This window comes from Sphingomonas sp. AC435 (genome assembly GCF_979253005.1).
The window spans coordinates 25,015-42,435 of sequence record NZ_CEEDCJ010000015.1; the positions used below are offsets into that span (position 1 = coordinate 25,015).

Genomic DNA, 17,421 nt, shown 5'->3' on the forward strand with positions numbered 1-17,421 from the left:
GCCTCAGCCATACCAGAGATTGGTGATCATGCCACCGACGCGCCATGCGTCCGCCTCCTCGGGAAGCCTGCGATAATCCGCATATTCCTCGGGCGTGACCGTGGTGCCGTCGTTCAGTGCCGTCAACACGTCGTTACGACGATCCGAACCGCTGCCGTACACGCTTCGATACATCGCGTTGGTAAACCGGCCGCGATCGGTGTCGAGGTCGATCGCCCCCGCCTCCCGCGCGGCCCGGATCACGCCGCGCGGCATGTCGAGTTCGCTCGCCGGACGGCCCTCCGCCAAGTGAATGCGCGCCATGTCGAACCATTGCTCGGCATGGCGGCCTTCGTGATACACGGTATCGGCGAGGTCGAGGAGGTCTTCCGACTTGACGCCGTCCTTCGACAGCAAGGCCGAGTCGACCTTGATGGTGTGGGTGGTGAAATCGTAGACACCGTTACCGTCCAGTCCGTCGATGACGAGGTCGACCGGCGGCACGCCACGCGTGGCCAGCCGCTCGTTGATCGCGTCCTCCAGCGCCTGGAGCCGCTCGGACGGCTCGAGCGCATTCCATTGATGTTCCAGCGTCTTGATATCGGCGATGACCGCCTTGGCCGATGCCTTCGTCCCCAGACCGTAGGCGGTTGGCGGCACCAGCACGATGTCCGATCCCGGCGGCGGCAGTTCGCCGCCAAGCAGGCCGTTCGCCTTGACGATCTGATCGACCGAGACACCGTAGGTCCGTGCCAGCGACCGCAGCGTATCCCCTTCCTGAACCTCCACCACCTGCCGGTTGAGCGGCACCCGGATCGTGTCGCCCTGTCGCAGATCGAAGATGCCGGGATTGTTCTTGTTCAACAGGATCAGCTGCTGGACCGTCGTTCCGTACTGCTCCGCGAGGCCGCTGAGCGACGTCTCGTCGCGAACGGTCGCGCGGGTGGAGGGGATATGCGACCCGTCCCGCCCGGCCGTGGCGACAATCAACTTCGCGGCGTCGAATATTCCGGAGATGCCGCCGATATCGATACCGCCGCCGCCATCGGCCGTGCGAACAGGAGCGAGACCTTCCGGCTTCAGGTAAAGCCGCGGCGTCGCCGTCGAGATGTCACTGGGCAGCATCCTCACGATCTCCGATTACCGCCCCCGACTACCTAACCGCCTGACGGGCCGGAATAATCGAAACGATTATCGGAGATGGATCGGATGTCCGTGAGCACACTCCGACACATCGGGAGGCAGTGGGCCGGAACCGATCATCGATTATGATCGCGGCGCTCCGATCCTGGCCGAACCGATCCCTCAGGTCGTTGTCGTTCGGTATCCGGCAGCATGGCCATGCCCCGACGCGTCCGACGATCTTGATCCTTGCCGATACCGACCGCACAAGAGCGATCGCCTCCTTCGGAGAATTTCATGCGCATACTGTTCGCGGCGCTTGCCGCATCCGCCCTGATCCCGACCGCACTCCCGGCTCAGGATGCGCCGGGCACGCCGGCGGGCGCGGAAGCCCTCGCGCTGTTGACGAAGGGGATCGCGTTCAGGACCGTCGAGGGGCAGGGTCAGGTGCCCGCCTATGCCGCTTATCTGAAGCAGCAACTGGTATCGGCCGGCTTCGCCGACGCCGACGTGTCGTTCGTCGCGATGGGCGACACCGGTTATCTCACCGCGCGATATCCCGGCCGCGATCGCAAGGCGAAACCGACCGTGGTGCTGGGTCACATGGATGTGGTGCAGGCCGATCCGAAGGACTGGACGCGCGATCCGTTCACCCCGGTGGTCGAGGGCGGCTATGTCTTCGGCCGGGGCAGCCTCGACAACAAGGCCGGCGTGTCGATGGTGGTCGCGACGCTGATGAAGCTGAAGCGGGAAAAATGGGTGCCGCAACGGGACCTTGTGCTGGTCCTGACCGGCGACGAAGAAACCACCATGAAGACGACCAAGGCTGCCGCCGCCGCGTTCAAGGGTGCGGGACTGGTCCTGAACGCCGACGCTGGCGGCGGCGCGCTCGGCGAAGACGGTCGACCGATCGCCTATGGTTTGCAGGCGGCGGAGAAGGTCTATGGCGACTGGCACCTGACGATCACCGATCCCGGCGGTCATTCCAGCCGCCCCGGCCCCCGCAACGCGATCGCCAGTCTGGCCGCCGCGATCACGCGCATCGCCGCCTATCGCTTTGCGCCCCAGCAGAACGAGATCACCAAGGCATCGCTCGCGGGCACCGCCGCCGGCATCGCGGGTCCGTTAGGGGCAGCGATGAAGGCGTTCGCCGCCGATCCCGGCGACACCGCCGCCGCCGATCTGATCTCCGCGGACCCGCGCTATGTGGGCCAGATCCGCACGACCTGCGTACCGACCATGTTCAACGGCGGCCATGCCCCCAATGCGCTGCCGCAACGGGCGATGGCGAACGTCAACTGCCGCATCTTTCCCGGCACGCCGCGCGCGGCGATCGAGAAGACGCTGGTGGAACTCGTCGCCGACCCGACGATCTCGGTGGAATTGTTCGACAACGGCACGATCCAAGCCGGGGCATCGCCGCTCGACCCGCGCGTGATGACGGCAGTCAAGGCCGCCGCGGCGAAGCGGGCGCCGGGCCTGCAAGTGCTGCCGCTGCAGGAAGCGGGCGCAACCGATTCGATGCACTTCCGTGCCCTCGGCATCCCCAGCTTCGGCGTGGGCGGTGTGTTCATGAAGCCCGGCGACATCTTCGCGCATGGATTGAACGAACGGGTACCCGTGGCGACGTTCGACCCCGGCATCGTCTGGTGGGAGGGGCTGCTGAAGGCATTGGGCTGATCGGCTCACGACACCGGCTTCGTGCGTCGCTGCTTCCGAAGCGATCCGCCGCGCGTTGAACGCTGATGCTGATGGCTATCCTTCTCGCCGGTGCTGCCGCAGATTTCGACCCGTTCCGCTTTTTCATCGGCCGGACGCGCGGTGAGGCGCAGTTGAAGGTGATCCTGCGCGCGCGGGTGCCGGTGGTCGTGCGTGGCACCGGCCATGTGGACGGCGACACGCTGGTGCTCGATCAGGTGGTCCAGGAAGGCGGCAAGCCGCCCCGCTCGCGGCAGTGGCGACTACGTCGCGTGACGGCTGGTCGCTACGAAGGCACGCTCAGCGACGCGCGCGGACCGGTGCGGGGCGAAGTGGACGGCGCGCGTCTGCACCTCGCCTTCACGACCGACAAGGGCTTCAAGGTGCAGCAATGGCTGACACTCGCCCCGGATGGACGTTCGGCCGCCAACATCCTCGAAGCGCGAAAGTTCGGCATCAAGGTCGCCACGCTGCAAGAGCGGATCACCAAAGACGACCCTGACGTCCGGCGATGACCATGCGAGCCTCGTCGGACCGGCGAAGCGATATCGCTCCGAAGCGAATGATGATGGACACTCGGACCGGTGACGTCGGCCCCGCCCCCCCGTGACCCGGTCGAGTCCATAAGACCTACGATTCGCCGCCGAAGCCGGTCTCGACCACCCGAACATCATGCCGCTCGCACGCCTCGCGCAGCGTTGCATCGACAAGACGGTCGGTCACGAGATGGTCGATCGCCTCCAGCGACCCGACGCGGACCGGTGCGGCGCGGCCGATCTTGGAGGAGTCGGCGACGAGGATCACCTGCCGCGCGTGCTGGATCAGCGTGCGTGTGACCTGCACCTCGTCCACGGCGAAATCGAGCAGGGTACCGTCTAGATCGATCGCCGATGCACCGATCAGCGCGTAATCCACCTTGAACGAGCGGATGAATTCCATCGCCAGCGCGCCGACGACCGCGCGGTCGCCTTGCCGCACCTGCCCCCCGACCACGATCATGTCGATGCCCTCGCGACCGTTGAGGATGTCGACGACGTTGAGGTTGTTGGAGACGACCATCAGGTCGCGGTGATGCACCAGATGGCTCGCCACCGCCTCCGTCGTGGTGCCGATATTGATGAACAGCGATGCGCCATTCGGGATCAGCCCGCCCGCTGCCTTGCCGATCGCCGCCTTCGCGCCCGTGGCGACCGTACGACGGGTGCCGTAGTCGATGTTGTCGACCCCCGACGTGACGATCGCGCCGCCATGCACGCGCGACAGCATCGACCGGCGCGCCAATATGTTCAGGTCCTTGCGGATCGTCTGCGGGGTGACGTCGAACCGGTCGGCAAGGTCGTCCACCGCGACGCTGCCGGCATCGCGGGCGAGCGCCAGGATCTGCCGATGCCGCAACGCGATCGCGTCGTCAGCGCCGGCTTTGTCCGTCCCATTGTCCGGTTCGATCGCGGCCATGCGCCTTCCCTACGATGCGGGCGGCAGGGGTGCCGCCAGTATCCGGCGGTCGACGAGGTAGGCGTCGATCCGCTCCGCGGTGCCGGGCGGAACGTGCAGGCCCAGCTTGCTGCGCCGAAACAGGATGTCCTCCGCCGTGGTCGCCCATTCGTTCGCGACCAGATAGTCGATCTCGCACGCATGCAGCCCCGCGCCGAAATCCTCGCCGAGATCGTCCTCCACTTTCGAATCGCCGAGCAGCGCATCCGTCCGCGTCCCGTAAGCGCGGGCCAGCCGCCGCAGCAGTGCTGCGGGCATCGCCGGGTAACGCGTCGTCAGCGTCGCCAGATACCGGCCGAAATCGGCGTCGGGCATGTCGCCGCCGGGTAGCGTCGCATCCTCCGTCCACGCTCCACCCGCAGCGGGGAAGAACCGCGCGAGCTCCTGCAACGCATGCTCCGCGAGCTTGCGATAGGTCGTGATCTTGCCGCCGAACACGCTGAGCATCGGCGCACGATCGTCATCGCCGTCGAGGTCCAGAACATAGTCGCGCGTCACCGCGGAGGCGTCGGCGGCGTGATCGTCGTACAGGGGCCGAATGCCCGAATAGGTCCAGACGATGTCGTCCTGCACCACCGGCCGCTCGAAATAACGATCGACCGTTTCGAGCAGATAGTCGATCTCGCCCTGATCGATCGTGGCTCGGCCGGGTGCGCCCTGCCACGCTTCGTCGGTGGTGCCGATCAGGGTAAAATGCTCCTGATAGGGGATCGCGAACACGACGCGCTTGTCGGGGTTCTGGAGCAGGAAGGCATGGTCGCCGTCGTACAGGCGCGGCACGACGATATGGCTGCCCTTGATCAGCCGGACGCCACGGTCGCGGCGCGCGTCCGGCACGGTGCCGAGCACGTCCGCCACCCAGGGTCCGGCGGCGTTGACCAGCGCGCGGGCGTGGATATCGCGGCGGCCACCCTCGTCGTTCTCAATCGTGGCGATCCAGCCGGCACCCTCTCCGCCACGCCGGGCCGATACGAGGCGGGTGTGGGTCAGGACCGCCGCCCCGCGATCCGCGGCGTCGCGGGCGTTCAGCACGACCAGCCGGCTGTCCTCCACCCAGCAGTCCGAATAGACGAACGCCTTGGGATTGCCCGGCTTCAGCCCGTTGCCGACCGTGTCGCGGTCCAGCGCGACGGTGCGCGTCGCCGGTAGCCGCTCGCGGCCGCCGAGATGGTCGTAGAGCAACAGGCCAAGCCGGACGAGCCACGCCGGACGCGGCGAATTGCTCTGCGGCAGCACGAACTCCAGCGGCCAGATGATGTGCGGCGCCATGCGCCACAGCCGCTCCCGCTCGATCAGCGCCTCGCGCACCAGCCGGAACTCGTAATATTCCAGATAGCGCAGGCCGCCGTGGATGAGCTTGGTCGAGGCCGAGGAAGTGTGGCTGGCGAGGTCGTCCTTCTCCACCAGCAGGACCGACAGTCCGCGCCCGACCGCATCGCGCGCGATCCCGACGCCGTTGATGCCACCGCCGACGACCAGCAGGTCGACCTCGTCGAACGCGGATGCTGTCTCCTGAGCCACGCGGCACCTCTCTCGCGCCGGACCTCCGGCAGGTTCGAAACAGACATGGCGTCGTTCGTTCGAACTTTCAAACGAAACTGTTGACGCTCGTCCGAAACGGGTGGTTATATCCGGTTAGGGGCAGCGATGGCTCCGGGGGAGGACGCGGGCATGACGGGGCGGATGGCGTTGCGAGGCGAGTTGATCTCCGAGGCGCTGGCGGTGGCGATCATCATCACGCTGGGCGATTCCGCGGCGGCGATGCTGATCCTGTACGACCCCAGCCCCTATGCGACCGCCTATTGGGGCGTGTGCATCGCCTGGGGCCTGGCGGTGACGCTCGCGATCTTCGTCACCGGCGCGGTGTCCGGCACGCACGCCAATCCCGCAGTCACGCTGGCGCTGATGCTGTTCCGCGACTTCCCGCGCCGCAAGGTACTGCCCTATGTGGCGGCGCAGATCGTCGGGGCGATGATCGGCGCGGCGTTGGTCTATCAACTGTTCGGCCCGGTGATCGAGGCGTTCAACACCGCGCACGGATTGACCCGCGCCGGCGGCGGCGCGGCGGGCGTGTTCTTCACCGCACCGGGCGCGCACATCACCCCGATCCATGCCTTTTGGGACGAGGTCGTGCTGACCGGCATCCTGCTGCTCGGCATCTTCGCGATCACCGACGAATTCAACACGCAGGCGCCGATGGCGAACGCCAGTGCACCGATCATCGGCCTGCTCGTCGCCTGCATCGGCGCATCGGCCGGTTTCCTGGAGGGATGGCCGATCAATCCCGCGCGCGACTTCGGTCCACGGCTGTTCTGCTGGTTGATGGGCTGGGGCGACTCCGCTTTTCCCGGCCCCGGCAACTACTGGTGGGTACCCATCGCGGGGCCGCTGGTCGGCGGCGTCGCGGGCGCAGCGGTCTATCATTATCTGGTCAGGCCCTATTTGCCGCCCCGCGCGGCTCGCTAGACCCCGGATACGACAACAAGGAGAGCGACGTGGCCGGCCTGAAGCTCATCCTGGCGATCGATCAGGGCACTACCTCCACCCGCGCGATCGTATTCGATGCGGAAACACGCGCGGTCGCCACGGCGCAGAGCGAGTTCACCCAGCATTATCCCCGCCCCGGCTGGGTCGAACACGACCCGGAGGATATCTGGCGCGACACGCTGGCGACCGCACGACAGGCGCTGGCCGAGAGCGGCGTCGATGCGGCGGGGATCGCCGGGATCGGCATCACCAACCAACGCGAAACCGTCGTCGTCTGGGACCGCGCGACCGGCGCGCCGATCCACAATGCGATCGTCTGGCAGGACCGGCGCACCGCCGACCTGTGCGCGCGGCTGAAGCAGGAGGGGCACGAGGCCGCGGTCCGCGCGAAGACCGGGCTGCTGCTCGATCCCTATTTCTCCGCGACCAAGCTGGCGTGGATTCTCGACCATGTCGACGGCGCCCGTGATCGCGCGGATCGCGGCGAACTCGCCTTCGGCACGATCGACAGCTTTCTGTTGTGGCGGCTGACCGGGGGCACGGTCCACGCCACCGACGTGACCAACGCCGGACGCACGCTGCTGTACGACATCCATGCCCAGCGCTGGGACGAGGCGCTGTGCGAACTGTTCGACGTGCCGATGGGCCTGCTGCCCGAGGTGCACGACAACAGCCATATCTTCGGCCACACCGCCGAGGGTCTGTTCGACGCTGCGATCCCGATCGCCGGGATCGCCGGCGACCAGCAGGCGGCGCTGTTCGGGCAGGCGTGTTTCGAGGCGGGAATGGTCAAGTCCACCTACGGCACCGGCTGCTTCATGCTGCTCAATACCGGCGAGGAGGCGGTGGAGTCCGGCCACCGTCTGCTGACCACGCCCGCCTATCGGTTGAACGGCAGGATGACCTACGCGCTGGAAGGGTCGATCTTCATCGCCGGCGCGGCGGTGAAGTGGTTGCGCGACGGCATCGGCGTCATCACCCATGCGCGCGAAACCAACGACATGGCGACGCAGGTGCCCGACAGCCACGGCGTCTACATGGTGCCGGCGTTCGTCGGCCTCGGCGCGCCGCACTGGGACCCCGATGCGCGCGGCGCGATCTTCGGCCTGACCCTGGGATCGACGCAGGCGCATCTGGCGCGCGCGGCGCTGGAGGCGGTGGGGTACCAGACGATGGACCTCGCGGATGCGATGGTCGCGGACGGCGGCGATCCGCCGGCGACGATCCGCGTCGACGGCGGCATGGCGGCGAACGACTGGCTGTGTCAGTTTCTGGCGGACATGCTGCAGGTCGCCGTCGAACGCCCCCGGCATCTGGAGACGACCGCGCTGGGCGCGGCGTTCCACGCCGGTCTGGCGACGGGCGTCTGGGCCGATCTCGACGCGCTGGCCGCGACCTGGGTGCGCGGCGACTGTTTCGAATCGAAGATGGACGCGGAGTCCCGCGCGACGCTGGCCGCCGGCTGGCACGCGGCGTTGGCGAAGACGCTGACCGGCACCGGACGCTGACGCTGCGGCGCGACCCTCACCGGAGGTAATCGGAACGACTATCCAGCCGCCCCGGCGCTTCCGGTAGACTTGGTCCCAAGTCATTGGGAGTTATGCCATGTACGCCGTGGATGCTGGTGGGATGCGGTCGGTTGCACCGACCTATAACCCGGTTCCCTCGCCGCCCGTCGATACCGCCGTCACCGATGCCGTCGTCGCGACGGTACAGGCCGGAACCCGCTTCGGTCCCGAGCCGGTCGGCGCGATGGCGTACCAGATCGGCGAGAAGCTGGCCGACCCCGACCTGACCCAGGCGCAGAAGGACGAGTATATCGCGCAACTGGTCGACCTGACGCACTCACCCGGCTGGTCGGTGCTGGACAATGGCAAGACGGTGCCGGAACTGGTCACGGCGGCGCTGGAGCAGGTGGGGACCGGCGACGGGACTGAGGAGTCCGCGGATCTACGCGATCAGGTCAGCGCGGCGGTGGGCCGGGGCGTGGAGGCCGGGCGCATCGACGTGGACGACCTGTACAGTCTCGTCGATCCGGCGGTGAACGCGTATTCCGATGGCGGCCGTCAACTCCTGTCCGACGTCACGGATGGCCGCATGCTCAACCAGGTCGCCGGTCGCCTGCTCGACGACGCCAAAGCCGCTGGCTATGACGTGAACGACTATCAGGATGGCCCCGCATTGCTCGTGGCGGCGGGCGACGTCGCCAACATGGCCGCAAGCCACGGCATACCGGCCAGCGCCAACGCCGTGGTTCGGGAGATCGGTCGCGTGCAGGCGGCCGGCCCCGTTGCGGGCGACATGACCCTGATCGACGCGATGAGGACCTTTACCGCGACCGGCCCGTATTCGTCGCTCGTCGCGCCCGATCGCAACGGGTTCGATGTGCTGGCAGGTCTGATCAACGCGGCCAATCCCAACGCCCCGGGTATCCAGACGACCACCGATTCGATGTTCGCGACCCTCGTTCGCACGGGCCAGTCCGGGTCCGAGAACGGCAACGGCCTGGGCGAGCTCGGAACGTATTTCAACACGAACATCTCCCGTATGAACGAGAGCGGCTGGCGCTACGACAGTGCGGAAGACGCGCGCGAGAACCTGGTCCAGGACTTCGTGTCGAAGGTGATGCTGGACGCGGACTATCCCCTGAAGGATCAAAGCGTCGCGGCGATCGGAACGGAGATGGACCGGCTGGCCGGACAGTTGCAGGACCCTGCCCTCTCCGATGACCAGCGCAGCGCGGCGGCCACCGGCCTCGGCGAACTGGTCGGCTCCGTAAAGGGTGGCGCGAACGACTTCTTCGACGCCAGCAAGGAGAGCAAGGACGCCAAGATCGACGCGATCCGCTTCTTCTCGGACAAGTTGACCGGCTTCGTGTCGAGCAAGGCGGGACCGCTCGGATCGCTGATCGACGCCGGCGTCGATGCCGGATGGAATGCCGGGTCGACCGCGCTGGACGAGGGAATCCAGAAGGACGTTCGCGACGCCCTGGGATCGTTCTACGATCAATCGAACCAGTTGCGCGTAGCGATCGGCGACATGAACGACGCCACTCTCATCAACGGCTACGATCAGCGCTATGTGGAGCATGTGCCGGATACGTGATCCGGCCCCTGCCGACCTTTTCGTCTCGCTGGACCGACGCGAACAGACCGGGTCGATAACCCGGTCGGCCTCGCGTCATCCTGGTTCGCGACAAGCGCGCTACGCGCTCACGCCTCTGCCTCGACGACCAGCGTCCGCTCGTCGACCTGATCGTACCGCGGCACGATGAGGTGGACGACGAGCAGCGCGACCAGATAGGCCGCCGCGGCTACGAGGAAGATCGGCTGGAAACTGCCGACCGTCTCCAGGATGATGCCCGCATATTTCGCCATCAACATGCCGCCGATCGCGCCAGCCAGTCCGCCCAGGCCGACGACGGAGCCGACCATCCAGCGCGGGAAGACATCGCCCGGCAACGCGTAGAGATTGGCGGAAAAGCCCTGATGCCCTGCGCAGGCGAGCCCGATCAACGCGACCGCGACCCACATCGACGGTGCCGCCGTCGCGAACGCGATCGGTACCGCGCACAGCGCGCACACGAACATCGCCGTCTTGCGCGCGCGGTTCACCGTGATGCCCCGCCCGATCAGGCGCGAGCTGAGCCAGCCGCCTCCGACCGAGCCGATATCGGCCAGCAGATAGACCGCCACCAGCGGCGGACCGAATTCCCGCAGCGACAGGTTGAACTGGCGCGAGAAGAAGTCGGGGAGCCAGAACAGGAAGGTCCACCAGATCGGATCGATCAGGAAACGGCCCATGATATAGGCCCAGCTCTGCCGCGTGCGCAGGATCGTCGACCAGCGCACCGGCCGCGGCGGCACCTCCGGTTCGGACTGGATCCAGTCGCGCTCCTCCCGGCTCAGGGTCGGATGATCGGCCGGGCGCCGGTAAAAGCGCCACCAGGCGAGCAGCCAGACGATCGACAGCGCACCCGTGACGATGAAGGCGGCGCGCCAACCCAGCCCGAGTGTGACGACGATGAACGGCACCAGCAACGGCGTGACGATCGCACCGACGTTGGAACCGGCGTTGAAGATGCCGATCGCCAGCGCACGCTCGCGTTTCGGAAACCACTCGGCGGTCGCGGCGAGTGCGGCCGGAAACGTCGCGGCCTCGCCCGCTGCCAGCGGCAGCCGCGCCCAGATCATGCCGGATGTCGTCGTGAAGGCGATGTGGAGGACGTGTCCGACCGTCCACAACGCCACCGCCGCCGCATAACCGACGCGCGCGCCGACCCGGTCGACGATGCGACCCGACACGACATAGGCAAGGCCGTAGACGAGCTGGAAATAGAGCGCGAGATCGGCATAGCCCGTCTCGGTCCAGCCATAGCGGGCCGACAGATCGGGCTTCAGGACCGAGATGACGAGGCGGTCGATATAGCTGAGGACCACCGCGAAGAACAGCAGCGCGCACACGATCCAGCGCGTATTGCCGCCCGGTCGGCGCGGCGCGGCATCCGCCTCGATGGCGGCGGCTACCCCCTGCACGCCCCGCCCGCCTCGTCAGCCATGGGCATCGGCATGAGCGCCGGCATAAGCGCGGGCCTCGCTGTCGGAGAAAAGGGGGCCGGCCCGAAAGCCAGCCCCTGCAAGTACCTTGGGAGAGGTTCCAAGGATCCTAGAACCGGCCACGGATGCCGACGAGCAGCGTTCGACCGGGATTATATTCGTTGAAGGTCGCGTTGCTGAACTGGAAGTAGCTCGACTGCGCTTCCTTCGTGATGTTGATCACGTTCACGACAAGCGTCGGCAGATACGTGTTGCCCAGGATCTTGCCGAGATCCAGGTTGCCGGAGAAATCGAGCTGCCCGTAATCGCGCCCGAAGATCGCCGCTGCCGGAATACCGTTCTGGTTCAGCGACGAACCCTGCGATCCCTCGTTATAGGTGTAGGTCAGGCGGGTGGAGAGGCCGTTGCCTTCGTAATAGCCCGTCAGCGTATAGGTCGTCGGAGCGACGCCCAACGCGATCGCGGGCGCACCGGCCCCTTCGCCCTTCTGATCGATCAGCGTCAGATTGCCCTGAAAACCGAAGCCGCGAACGCCGATATACTGGGTCAGGAAGTCGAGCGGCTGCGTCAGCTGGAACTCCAGTCCGTTGACCTTCAGCTTGCCGTCCGCATTCACCTGCTGCTGGATCTGGATCAACGCCTGTTCGGGCGCGACGCCGGTTCCCCGGACACGGTCGATCAAGGCCTGCTGCTGCGCCTGCGTCAGCGATCCGAAGGTGATCCCGAACGGCTCCAGTGTCGAGAAGGGCACCGTCGTCAGGCCGTTGACCGTGAAACCCGTGATCGACTTGCGGAACGCCGCGAACGCGATGACGCCTTCACCCCCGGTATAATATTCGAAACCGAGGTCGAGGTTGTCGGAGATGTACGGGTTGAGGGCATTGTTGCCCAGCGTGCCGACGTCCGCCGACGGCTGCACGAAACTCGCACCCGGCAGCAACTGGTTCGGGTCCGGTCGCGTCAGGGTCCGCGAGATCGAGCCGCGCGCGACGGCCTTGGTGCCGAAGCTGTAGGCGACGCTCGCCGACGGCAGGAAGTTGGAATAGAGGCGGTTCGTCTCGGTGAAGTTCACCTGCACCGGATAACAGGACCCATCCAGCGCGAAGCCCGGGCTGACACCGGGACACGTCACCCCGCCACGCGTGTTGCGCGGATCGGGGATGGTGGTGCGCCCACCGACGATCTGCTGGGTACGGACGTAACGGACGCCGCCATTCAACCGGATGGTGTCGTCGTCGCCGATATCGAAGATGCCGTTGGCTTCGACGAACGTTCCCGTCACCTTCTCCCGGATCAGGCCGCCATTGGCACCACTGCTGCCGGCCCCCGTCTCCGTCGCTCCGGCCAGGAGCGCGTCGTAATTCGTCGCGCCCTTGAACTTGTCCCAATCGACGGTGACGAAGCCGTTCGGGCCGGGCAGCAGGTAACTGCCGACCGCTGCGGTGGGGATGAGCGAACCCGCATAGACTAGCGGCGGCGCGCCAGCCGAGAAGCCGGTGCCGTAAGCCGCGTAAGTGGGATAGCCGGGAGGTGCTGCGGAGCCGGGAAGATTGGTGCCGTCGCACAGCGGTTGCCGGTTCGGGCCGGGCAGCACGACGTTGGGATTGTTGCCGCAGATCGCCGCCTGCCACGGGTTGGTGTTGTCAAACGGCGTGATGCGACGGCTGACATCGTCATACGCCGCACCGACGCGAACGCTGAAGCGCTTCTCGTCGCCGAACAACAGGCTGCCGCGGATGCCCTTCGTCTCCGTCTCACGCTCTTCGCCGTTCAGGTTGACGCGGCCGCCGCCCGCCCAGCCGAAGCTCGCGGGATTGTTGAGGTCGACGTTCGTCGTCACCGACGGAATGCCGCCGTCGTTCGTGTAATCCACCGTCACGCCGCTGCTGGGCGGCGTGATGACGAGCACCGTCGGACTTTCGCGACGGAAATTGCTCTTCGTGTAGTTGGCTTGCAGATCGCCCTTGATGAAGTCGTTGACGGTGAACTCCATCCCCGGATTCACGCCCCAATAATCCTGACGATCACGGTACGGACGATATTCGAGGAAGAACTGGGAGTTGGCGAAAGTGCCGCCGGTGACCGTGCAGCCAGCAGCGCAATCGGCTTTGTCGTACGTCGTGTTCAACGGGATCGCAGCGCCGTTGCGGACAGCCCAGTTCATCGCCGATCGGTCGAAATCGGTGTTACGCTTGGCGTACATGCCGTCGACGTAGAAATGAAGGTCGTCGCTCGGCCGCCATTCGAGCGACACCAGCCCGTTGTAGCGGGTCCGCTCGCCGATCTCGGTCCGCGGGCGGCTGAGACGCGGCAGCAGGCCGTTGTCGATCTGGTCGATCGTCGCGCCCGGGTTGCGCGCCAACAGGAACGCCTGGTCGATGACCGTGCCCGGGACCAATCCATTGCCGGCGTTGGCCGGGACCGTCGCGGGGATCGTGAAGTTACCGCCACCCGTCGCGTTGCGCGTGCCCGAACTGCTCTGCGCGGCGGTCAGGTTGGGATTGGTGAAGCCGATCGTTTCATAGCCGTTGACCTGGAAACGGTTCTTGACCGCGGCACCACCGACCAGGATGCCGAAATTTCCGAACGTGGCGCTGGCGAGCGCATAGCCGCGATAGCCCCATTTATCGGCCGTGCTGACCTTCGATCCCTGCAAGCCATAGCTCAGATACGGCTTGGGATTGTCGAACGGCCGCGCCGACCGCAGATTGACCGTGCCCGCGGCACCGCCTTCGAGCTGACTGGCGATGGGTGATTTGCTCACCGTCAACTGCGTGAACAATTCGGTCGGGATCAGATCGAGATCGACCTCGCGATTGGTGCTCTGCGCGTCGAACCGGACCGATGCGATCGCGACCGGCGCGCCGTTGAGCAGCACGCGCGTGAAATTGGTACCCAGCCCGCGGATCGCGACATTGGCACCCTCGCCCGTCACTTCGCGACTGATCGTGACGCCGGGGATGCGGTTGACCGATTCCGCGATGTTGGTGTCGGGAAACTTGCCGATATCCTCGGCAAAGATCGTATCCGTGAAGCCGATCGAGTTCTTCTTGGCGTTCGCCTGGCTCTGCAACGATGCGCGATAGCCGGTGACGACGATATCCTGATTGCCGGTCGCCGAGGGATCGGCCGCTGCGCCGTCCGTCGTGTTGATTTCGGTCGGAGCCGTGTTGCCGGCGCCGTCCTGCGTCGTTGCCGTGGGGACGGTCGTGGCGCTGCTGCTGGAGGCCGCTGCGGGAGCCGACTGGTCGGCCGGGGGTGTCGACGTGCTCTGCGCGAGGGCCGGCCAGGAAGCGGTGCCCAGCAGGAGGGCGAGCGGCGTGCCGACGTGGCGGAGTGCTGATCGGGTCATGGTTGTCCTCCCCTGTGGAACGGCTGGCAGCCATTAACTGGCTGTCCTGCGATGCGCCTATGTTAGCGCTACCCGAAATCGCATGTCAACAGGCAACCTGTCCAATCTACAGTATGTGTATGACACCTTGTCCCAGAAGCATCAGCTACCAATGGAACAGCGTTCCATCCTCCAGCCGGTTCACGGGCAGGTACGCGCGCGCATAGGGGTAATCGGCTGCCAGCGTATCATCGATCTCGACGCCCAGTCCGGGCGCATCTCCGGGATGCATCATGCCGTCCGTATAGGTGTAGGCGTGCGGGAACACCGCGTCCGTCTCGGCGGTGTGCGGCATATGCTCCTGCACCCCGAAGTTCGGGATCGACAAACCGACATGCAGCGCCGCCGCCATTGCCACGGGCGACAGGTCGGTGGCGCCGTGGCAGCCGGTGCGGACTTGATACAGGTCCGCCAGCGCGGCGATCCGACGCAGGTGCGTGATGCCGCCTGCATGAACCACGGTCGCGCGGATGTAATCGATCAACTGGTGCTCGATCAGGTGCTTGGCATCCCAGATGCTGTTGAACACCTCGCCCACCGCGATCGGCGTCGTCGTATGCTGGCGGATCAGCCGGAACGCCTCCTGGTTCTCGGCTGGCGTCGGGTCCTCGATCCAGAACGGGCGGTATGGCTCCAGATCCTTGCCCAGCCGCCCCGCCTCGATCGGGGTCAGCCGGTGATGGACGTCGTGCAGCAGGTGCACGTCCCAGCCCAGCGCCTCCCTCGCGGCCGCGAACAGCTCCGGCACGATGCGAAGATAACTTTCCGTCGCCCAAACACTCTCCCTCGGCAAATCCGCGTCGGCAGGTTCGTAGCGCTGCCCCGGCTTCGCCACGCCGTAGGTGCTGGCAAGCCCCGGCACCCCGCATTGCAGGCGGACGGCCTTGTATCCCTTTGCGATCTCGGCCTTCGCAACGGCAATTGTATCCGCGACGGTGGTGCCGTTGGCATGCGCATACACCATGCAGCCGTCGCGGCTCGCTCCGCCGAGCAACTGGTAGACCGGCAGTCCCGCCACCTTGCCCTTGATGTCCCACAGCGCCATGTCGACTGCAGCGATCGCGGTCATCGTCACCGGCCCGCGTCGCCAATACGCGCCCTTGTACAGATACTGCCAGATGTCCTCGATCCGGTGCGCGTCACGCCCGATCAGGCACGGCACGACATGCTCCGACAGATAGCTTGCCACCGCCATCTCGCGCCCGTTCAGCGTCGCATCTCCGACGCCGGTGGTACCGTCGTCGCATGTGATCTTGAGGGTCAAGAAATTGCGCCCCGGACTGGTGACGATGACGCGGGCAGAAACGATACGGGGCATGGCGGAATGGGGCTCCAGACGACATCGTGATCGGGCGATGTCTGCGACCGACATCGTGCCCCGCGATGTGTTGCCGTTTGGACCTACACGTCAAGCGATTTGGTCTGTCATATTACAGCGCTGTGTGTGGCTAGTGCAACCAGTAGAGCGTTGCGCCGATGGTCGGAACACGCAATGTTGGCATCATGGCCCAATCCGACAAACTCTATCGCCGCATCACCGACGGCATCCTGCAACGCCTTGCGGCTGGGGAATTCGAGATTGGCCGCCGTCTGCCGACCGAGCGCGAGATTGCTGAGCACTACGCTGTCAGCCGCACGACCGTTCGCGAAGCGATGGTGGCGCTCGAAATGATGGGCGTCGTCGAGATGCGGAAGGGGTCCGGCATCTATGTTGCCGCGCTACGCCTTCCCGGCCAGGAGGCCGAGACGCTCGACATCGGTGCATTCGAACTCCTCGAAGCCCGACGCAGCATCGAGGCGGAAGTGACAGCGTTGGCCGCTCTGCGCATCGGCGATACCGACCTCACGCGATTGGAGGCGTTGCTGGTCACGATGACCGATCCGGATGTCGCCGTCAGCGAACGGGCCGATCGAGATTTCCATTTCGTCATCGCCGCAGCGACAGGCAACAGCGCAATGATCGCCGTCGTGGCCGATCTCTGGGCCATGCGCGATCGATGCGATCTTGCAAGGACGATACACGAGCGCGCGCGGGGCGGTGGCGAACTGCTCCGCGTCGAGGAGCACCGCGCCATTCTGGACGCGTTGAGGTCGCATGATGCGGATCTGGCGCGGGCCGGAATGCGCCGACATCTCGACGCCGTGATCGAACATCTTCTGGCAAAGACGGAAAACGAGGAAGTCGCGGCCGTGCGGTTGCGCAGCGCGCATCTCCGCCAGCGGATCTTCGCCGGCCATCGTGCCGCGTGAACCGGACCTCCCGGCCTCGGCGGTTCGCATGTCCCTCCGGCAAAGCGCTCCCGCTGCTCGCCAGGCGGATCGATGCTGGTCGCGGAGAGTGACGCCATGTCACGTCCGCCTTTCTGACCCTGTCTGCGCAAGGAGGCTCAGCATCACAGCTGCGGCTCCGGCGCAACACTGCGGCCGGCTAATTTCCCTATCGTTTCTCGACAGTTGCAACTCTCGACAGGTCAATTAATGGCGCCGCCCTTGCCGCGTGGTGCGGCAGAACAGGGATGACGAATGAAGACGGTGTTCATGGCCTTGATCGCGCTCGCCGGTGCCGCGCCGGCCTACGCTCAAAATGTGGGTACGACATCGCCGTTCGGCGGCGTGCGTGTTGATTTCCACTGAGAGCTGACCCGGCGAAGGCATAAATTTCCACCGAGAAGTGACCCGTGTCTCAACCTCACC

At 66.0% G+C, this 17,421-nt stretch carries 12 protein-coding genes; 6 read left to right on the forward strand and 6 right to left on the reverse strand.

Annotation, left to right across the window (positions count from 1 at the left end):
* Nucleotides 1-3 precede the first annotated feature (3 nt).
* A complete protein-coding gene (locus AC0CH8_RS18145; protein WP_465241085.1) occupies nucleotides 4-1,104 on the reverse strand; it encodes a LysM peptidoglycan-binding domain-containing protein in 1,101 nt (366 codons plus the stop codon).
* 294 nt (nucleotides 1,105-1,398) lie between these two features.
* Here AC0CH8_RS18145 and AC0CH8_RS18150 point away from each other — a divergent pair, with 294 nt between their 5' ends.
* Together AC0CH8_RS18150 and AC0CH8_RS18155 are read left to right on the forward strand one after the other, a co-directional pair.
* Nucleotides 1,399-2,781 (forward strand): M20/M25/M40 family metallo-hydrolase, encoded by a 1,383-nt coding sequence (locus AC0CH8_RS18150; protein WP_465241086.1) that lies wholly within the window; start codon nucleotides 1,399-1,401, stop codon nucleotides 2,779-2,781.
* 71 nt (nucleotides 2,782-2,852) lie between these two features.
* Nucleotides 2,853-3,314 (forward strand): DUF3833 family protein, encoded by a 462-nt coding sequence (locus AC0CH8_RS18155; protein WP_465241087.1) that lies wholly within the window; start codon nucleotides 2,853-2,855, stop codon nucleotides 3,312-3,314.
* 115 nt (nucleotides 3,315-3,429) lie between these two features.
* Here AC0CH8_RS18155 and AC0CH8_RS18160 read toward each other — a convergent pair whose 3' ends face one another.
* Both AC0CH8_RS18160 and AC0CH8_RS18165 read right to left on the reverse strand, forming a co-directional pair.
* Nucleotides 3,430-4,254 (reverse strand): DeoR/GlpR family DNA-binding transcription regulator, encoded by an 825-nt coding sequence (locus AC0CH8_RS18160; protein ID WP_465241088.1) that lies wholly within the window; start codon nucleotides 4,252-4,254, stop codon nucleotides 3,430-3,432.
* A gap of 9 nt (nucleotides 4,255-4,263) precedes the next feature.
* Entirely contained in the window at nucleotides 4,264-5,814 is a 1,551-nt protein-coding gene (locus AC0CH8_RS18165; protein WP_465241089.1) for a glycerol-3-phosphate dehydrogenase, read from the reverse strand.
* 126 nt (nucleotides 5,815-5,940) lie between these two features.
* Between AC0CH8_RS18165 and AC0CH8_RS18170 the strand changes: the two genes are divergently transcribed.
* From AC0CH8_RS18170 to AC0CH8_RS18180, 3 genes are all read left to right on the forward strand, one after another.
* Nucleotides 5,941-6,759, forward strand: a complete 819-nt coding sequence (locus AC0CH8_RS18170) for an MIP/aquaporin family protein (protein ID WP_204200144.1) — start codon at nucleotides 5,941-5,943, stop codon at nucleotides 6,757-6,759.
* A 29-nt stretch (nucleotides 6,760-6,788) separates the two neighbouring features.
* Entirely contained in the window at nucleotides 6,789-8,288 is a 1,500-nt protein-coding gene (glpK, locus tag AC0CH8_RS18175) for a glycerol kinase GlpK (RefSeq protein ID WP_465241090.1), read from the forward strand.
* A 97-nt stretch (nucleotides 8,289-8,385) separates the two neighbouring features.
* Nucleotides 8,386-9,885: a hypothetical protein gene (locus tag AC0CH8_RS18180; RefSeq protein WP_465241091.1), complete on the forward strand. Its 1,500-nt coding sequence runs from the start codon at nucleotides 8,386-8,388 to the stop codon at nucleotides 9,883-9,885.
* A gap of 107 nt (nucleotides 9,886-9,992) precedes the next feature.
* Here AC0CH8_RS18180 and AC0CH8_RS18185 read toward each other — a convergent pair whose 3' ends face one another.
* From AC0CH8_RS18185 to manD, 3 genes are all read right to left on the reverse strand, one after another.
* Entirely contained in the window at nucleotides 9,993-11,315 is a 1,323-nt protein-coding gene (locus AC0CH8_RS18185; protein WP_465241092.1) for an MFS transporter, read from the reverse strand.
* Between the two features lie 130 nt (nucleotides 11,316-11,445).
* Nucleotides 11,446-14,688, reverse strand: coding sequence for a TonB-dependent receptor (locus AC0CH8_RS18190; protein WP_465241093.1), 3,243 nt, complete (start codon nucleotides 14,686-14,688; stop codon nucleotides 11,446-11,448).
* Nucleotides 14,689-14,833: 145 nt separating this feature from the next.
* Complete coding sequence (manD, locus tag AC0CH8_RS18195) at nucleotides 14,834-16,045, reverse strand: D-mannonate dehydratase ManD (protein ID WP_465241094.1); 1,212 nt, start codon at nucleotides 16,043-16,045, stop codon at nucleotides 14,834-14,836.
* A gap of 185 nt (nucleotides 16,046-16,230) precedes the next feature.
* On the opposite strand from manD, the gene AC0CH8_RS18200 reads away from it, so the two are divergent.
* Nucleotides 16,231-16,977 carry a FadR/GntR family transcriptional regulator gene (locus tag AC0CH8_RS18200; protein ID WP_204200150.1) on the forward strand — a complete coding sequence of 249 codons (747 nt, stop codon included), beginning with the start codon at nucleotides 16,231-16,233 and terminating at the stop codon, nucleotides 16,975-16,977.
* The last annotated feature ends 444 nt before the right edge of the window (nucleotides 16,978-17,421 follow it).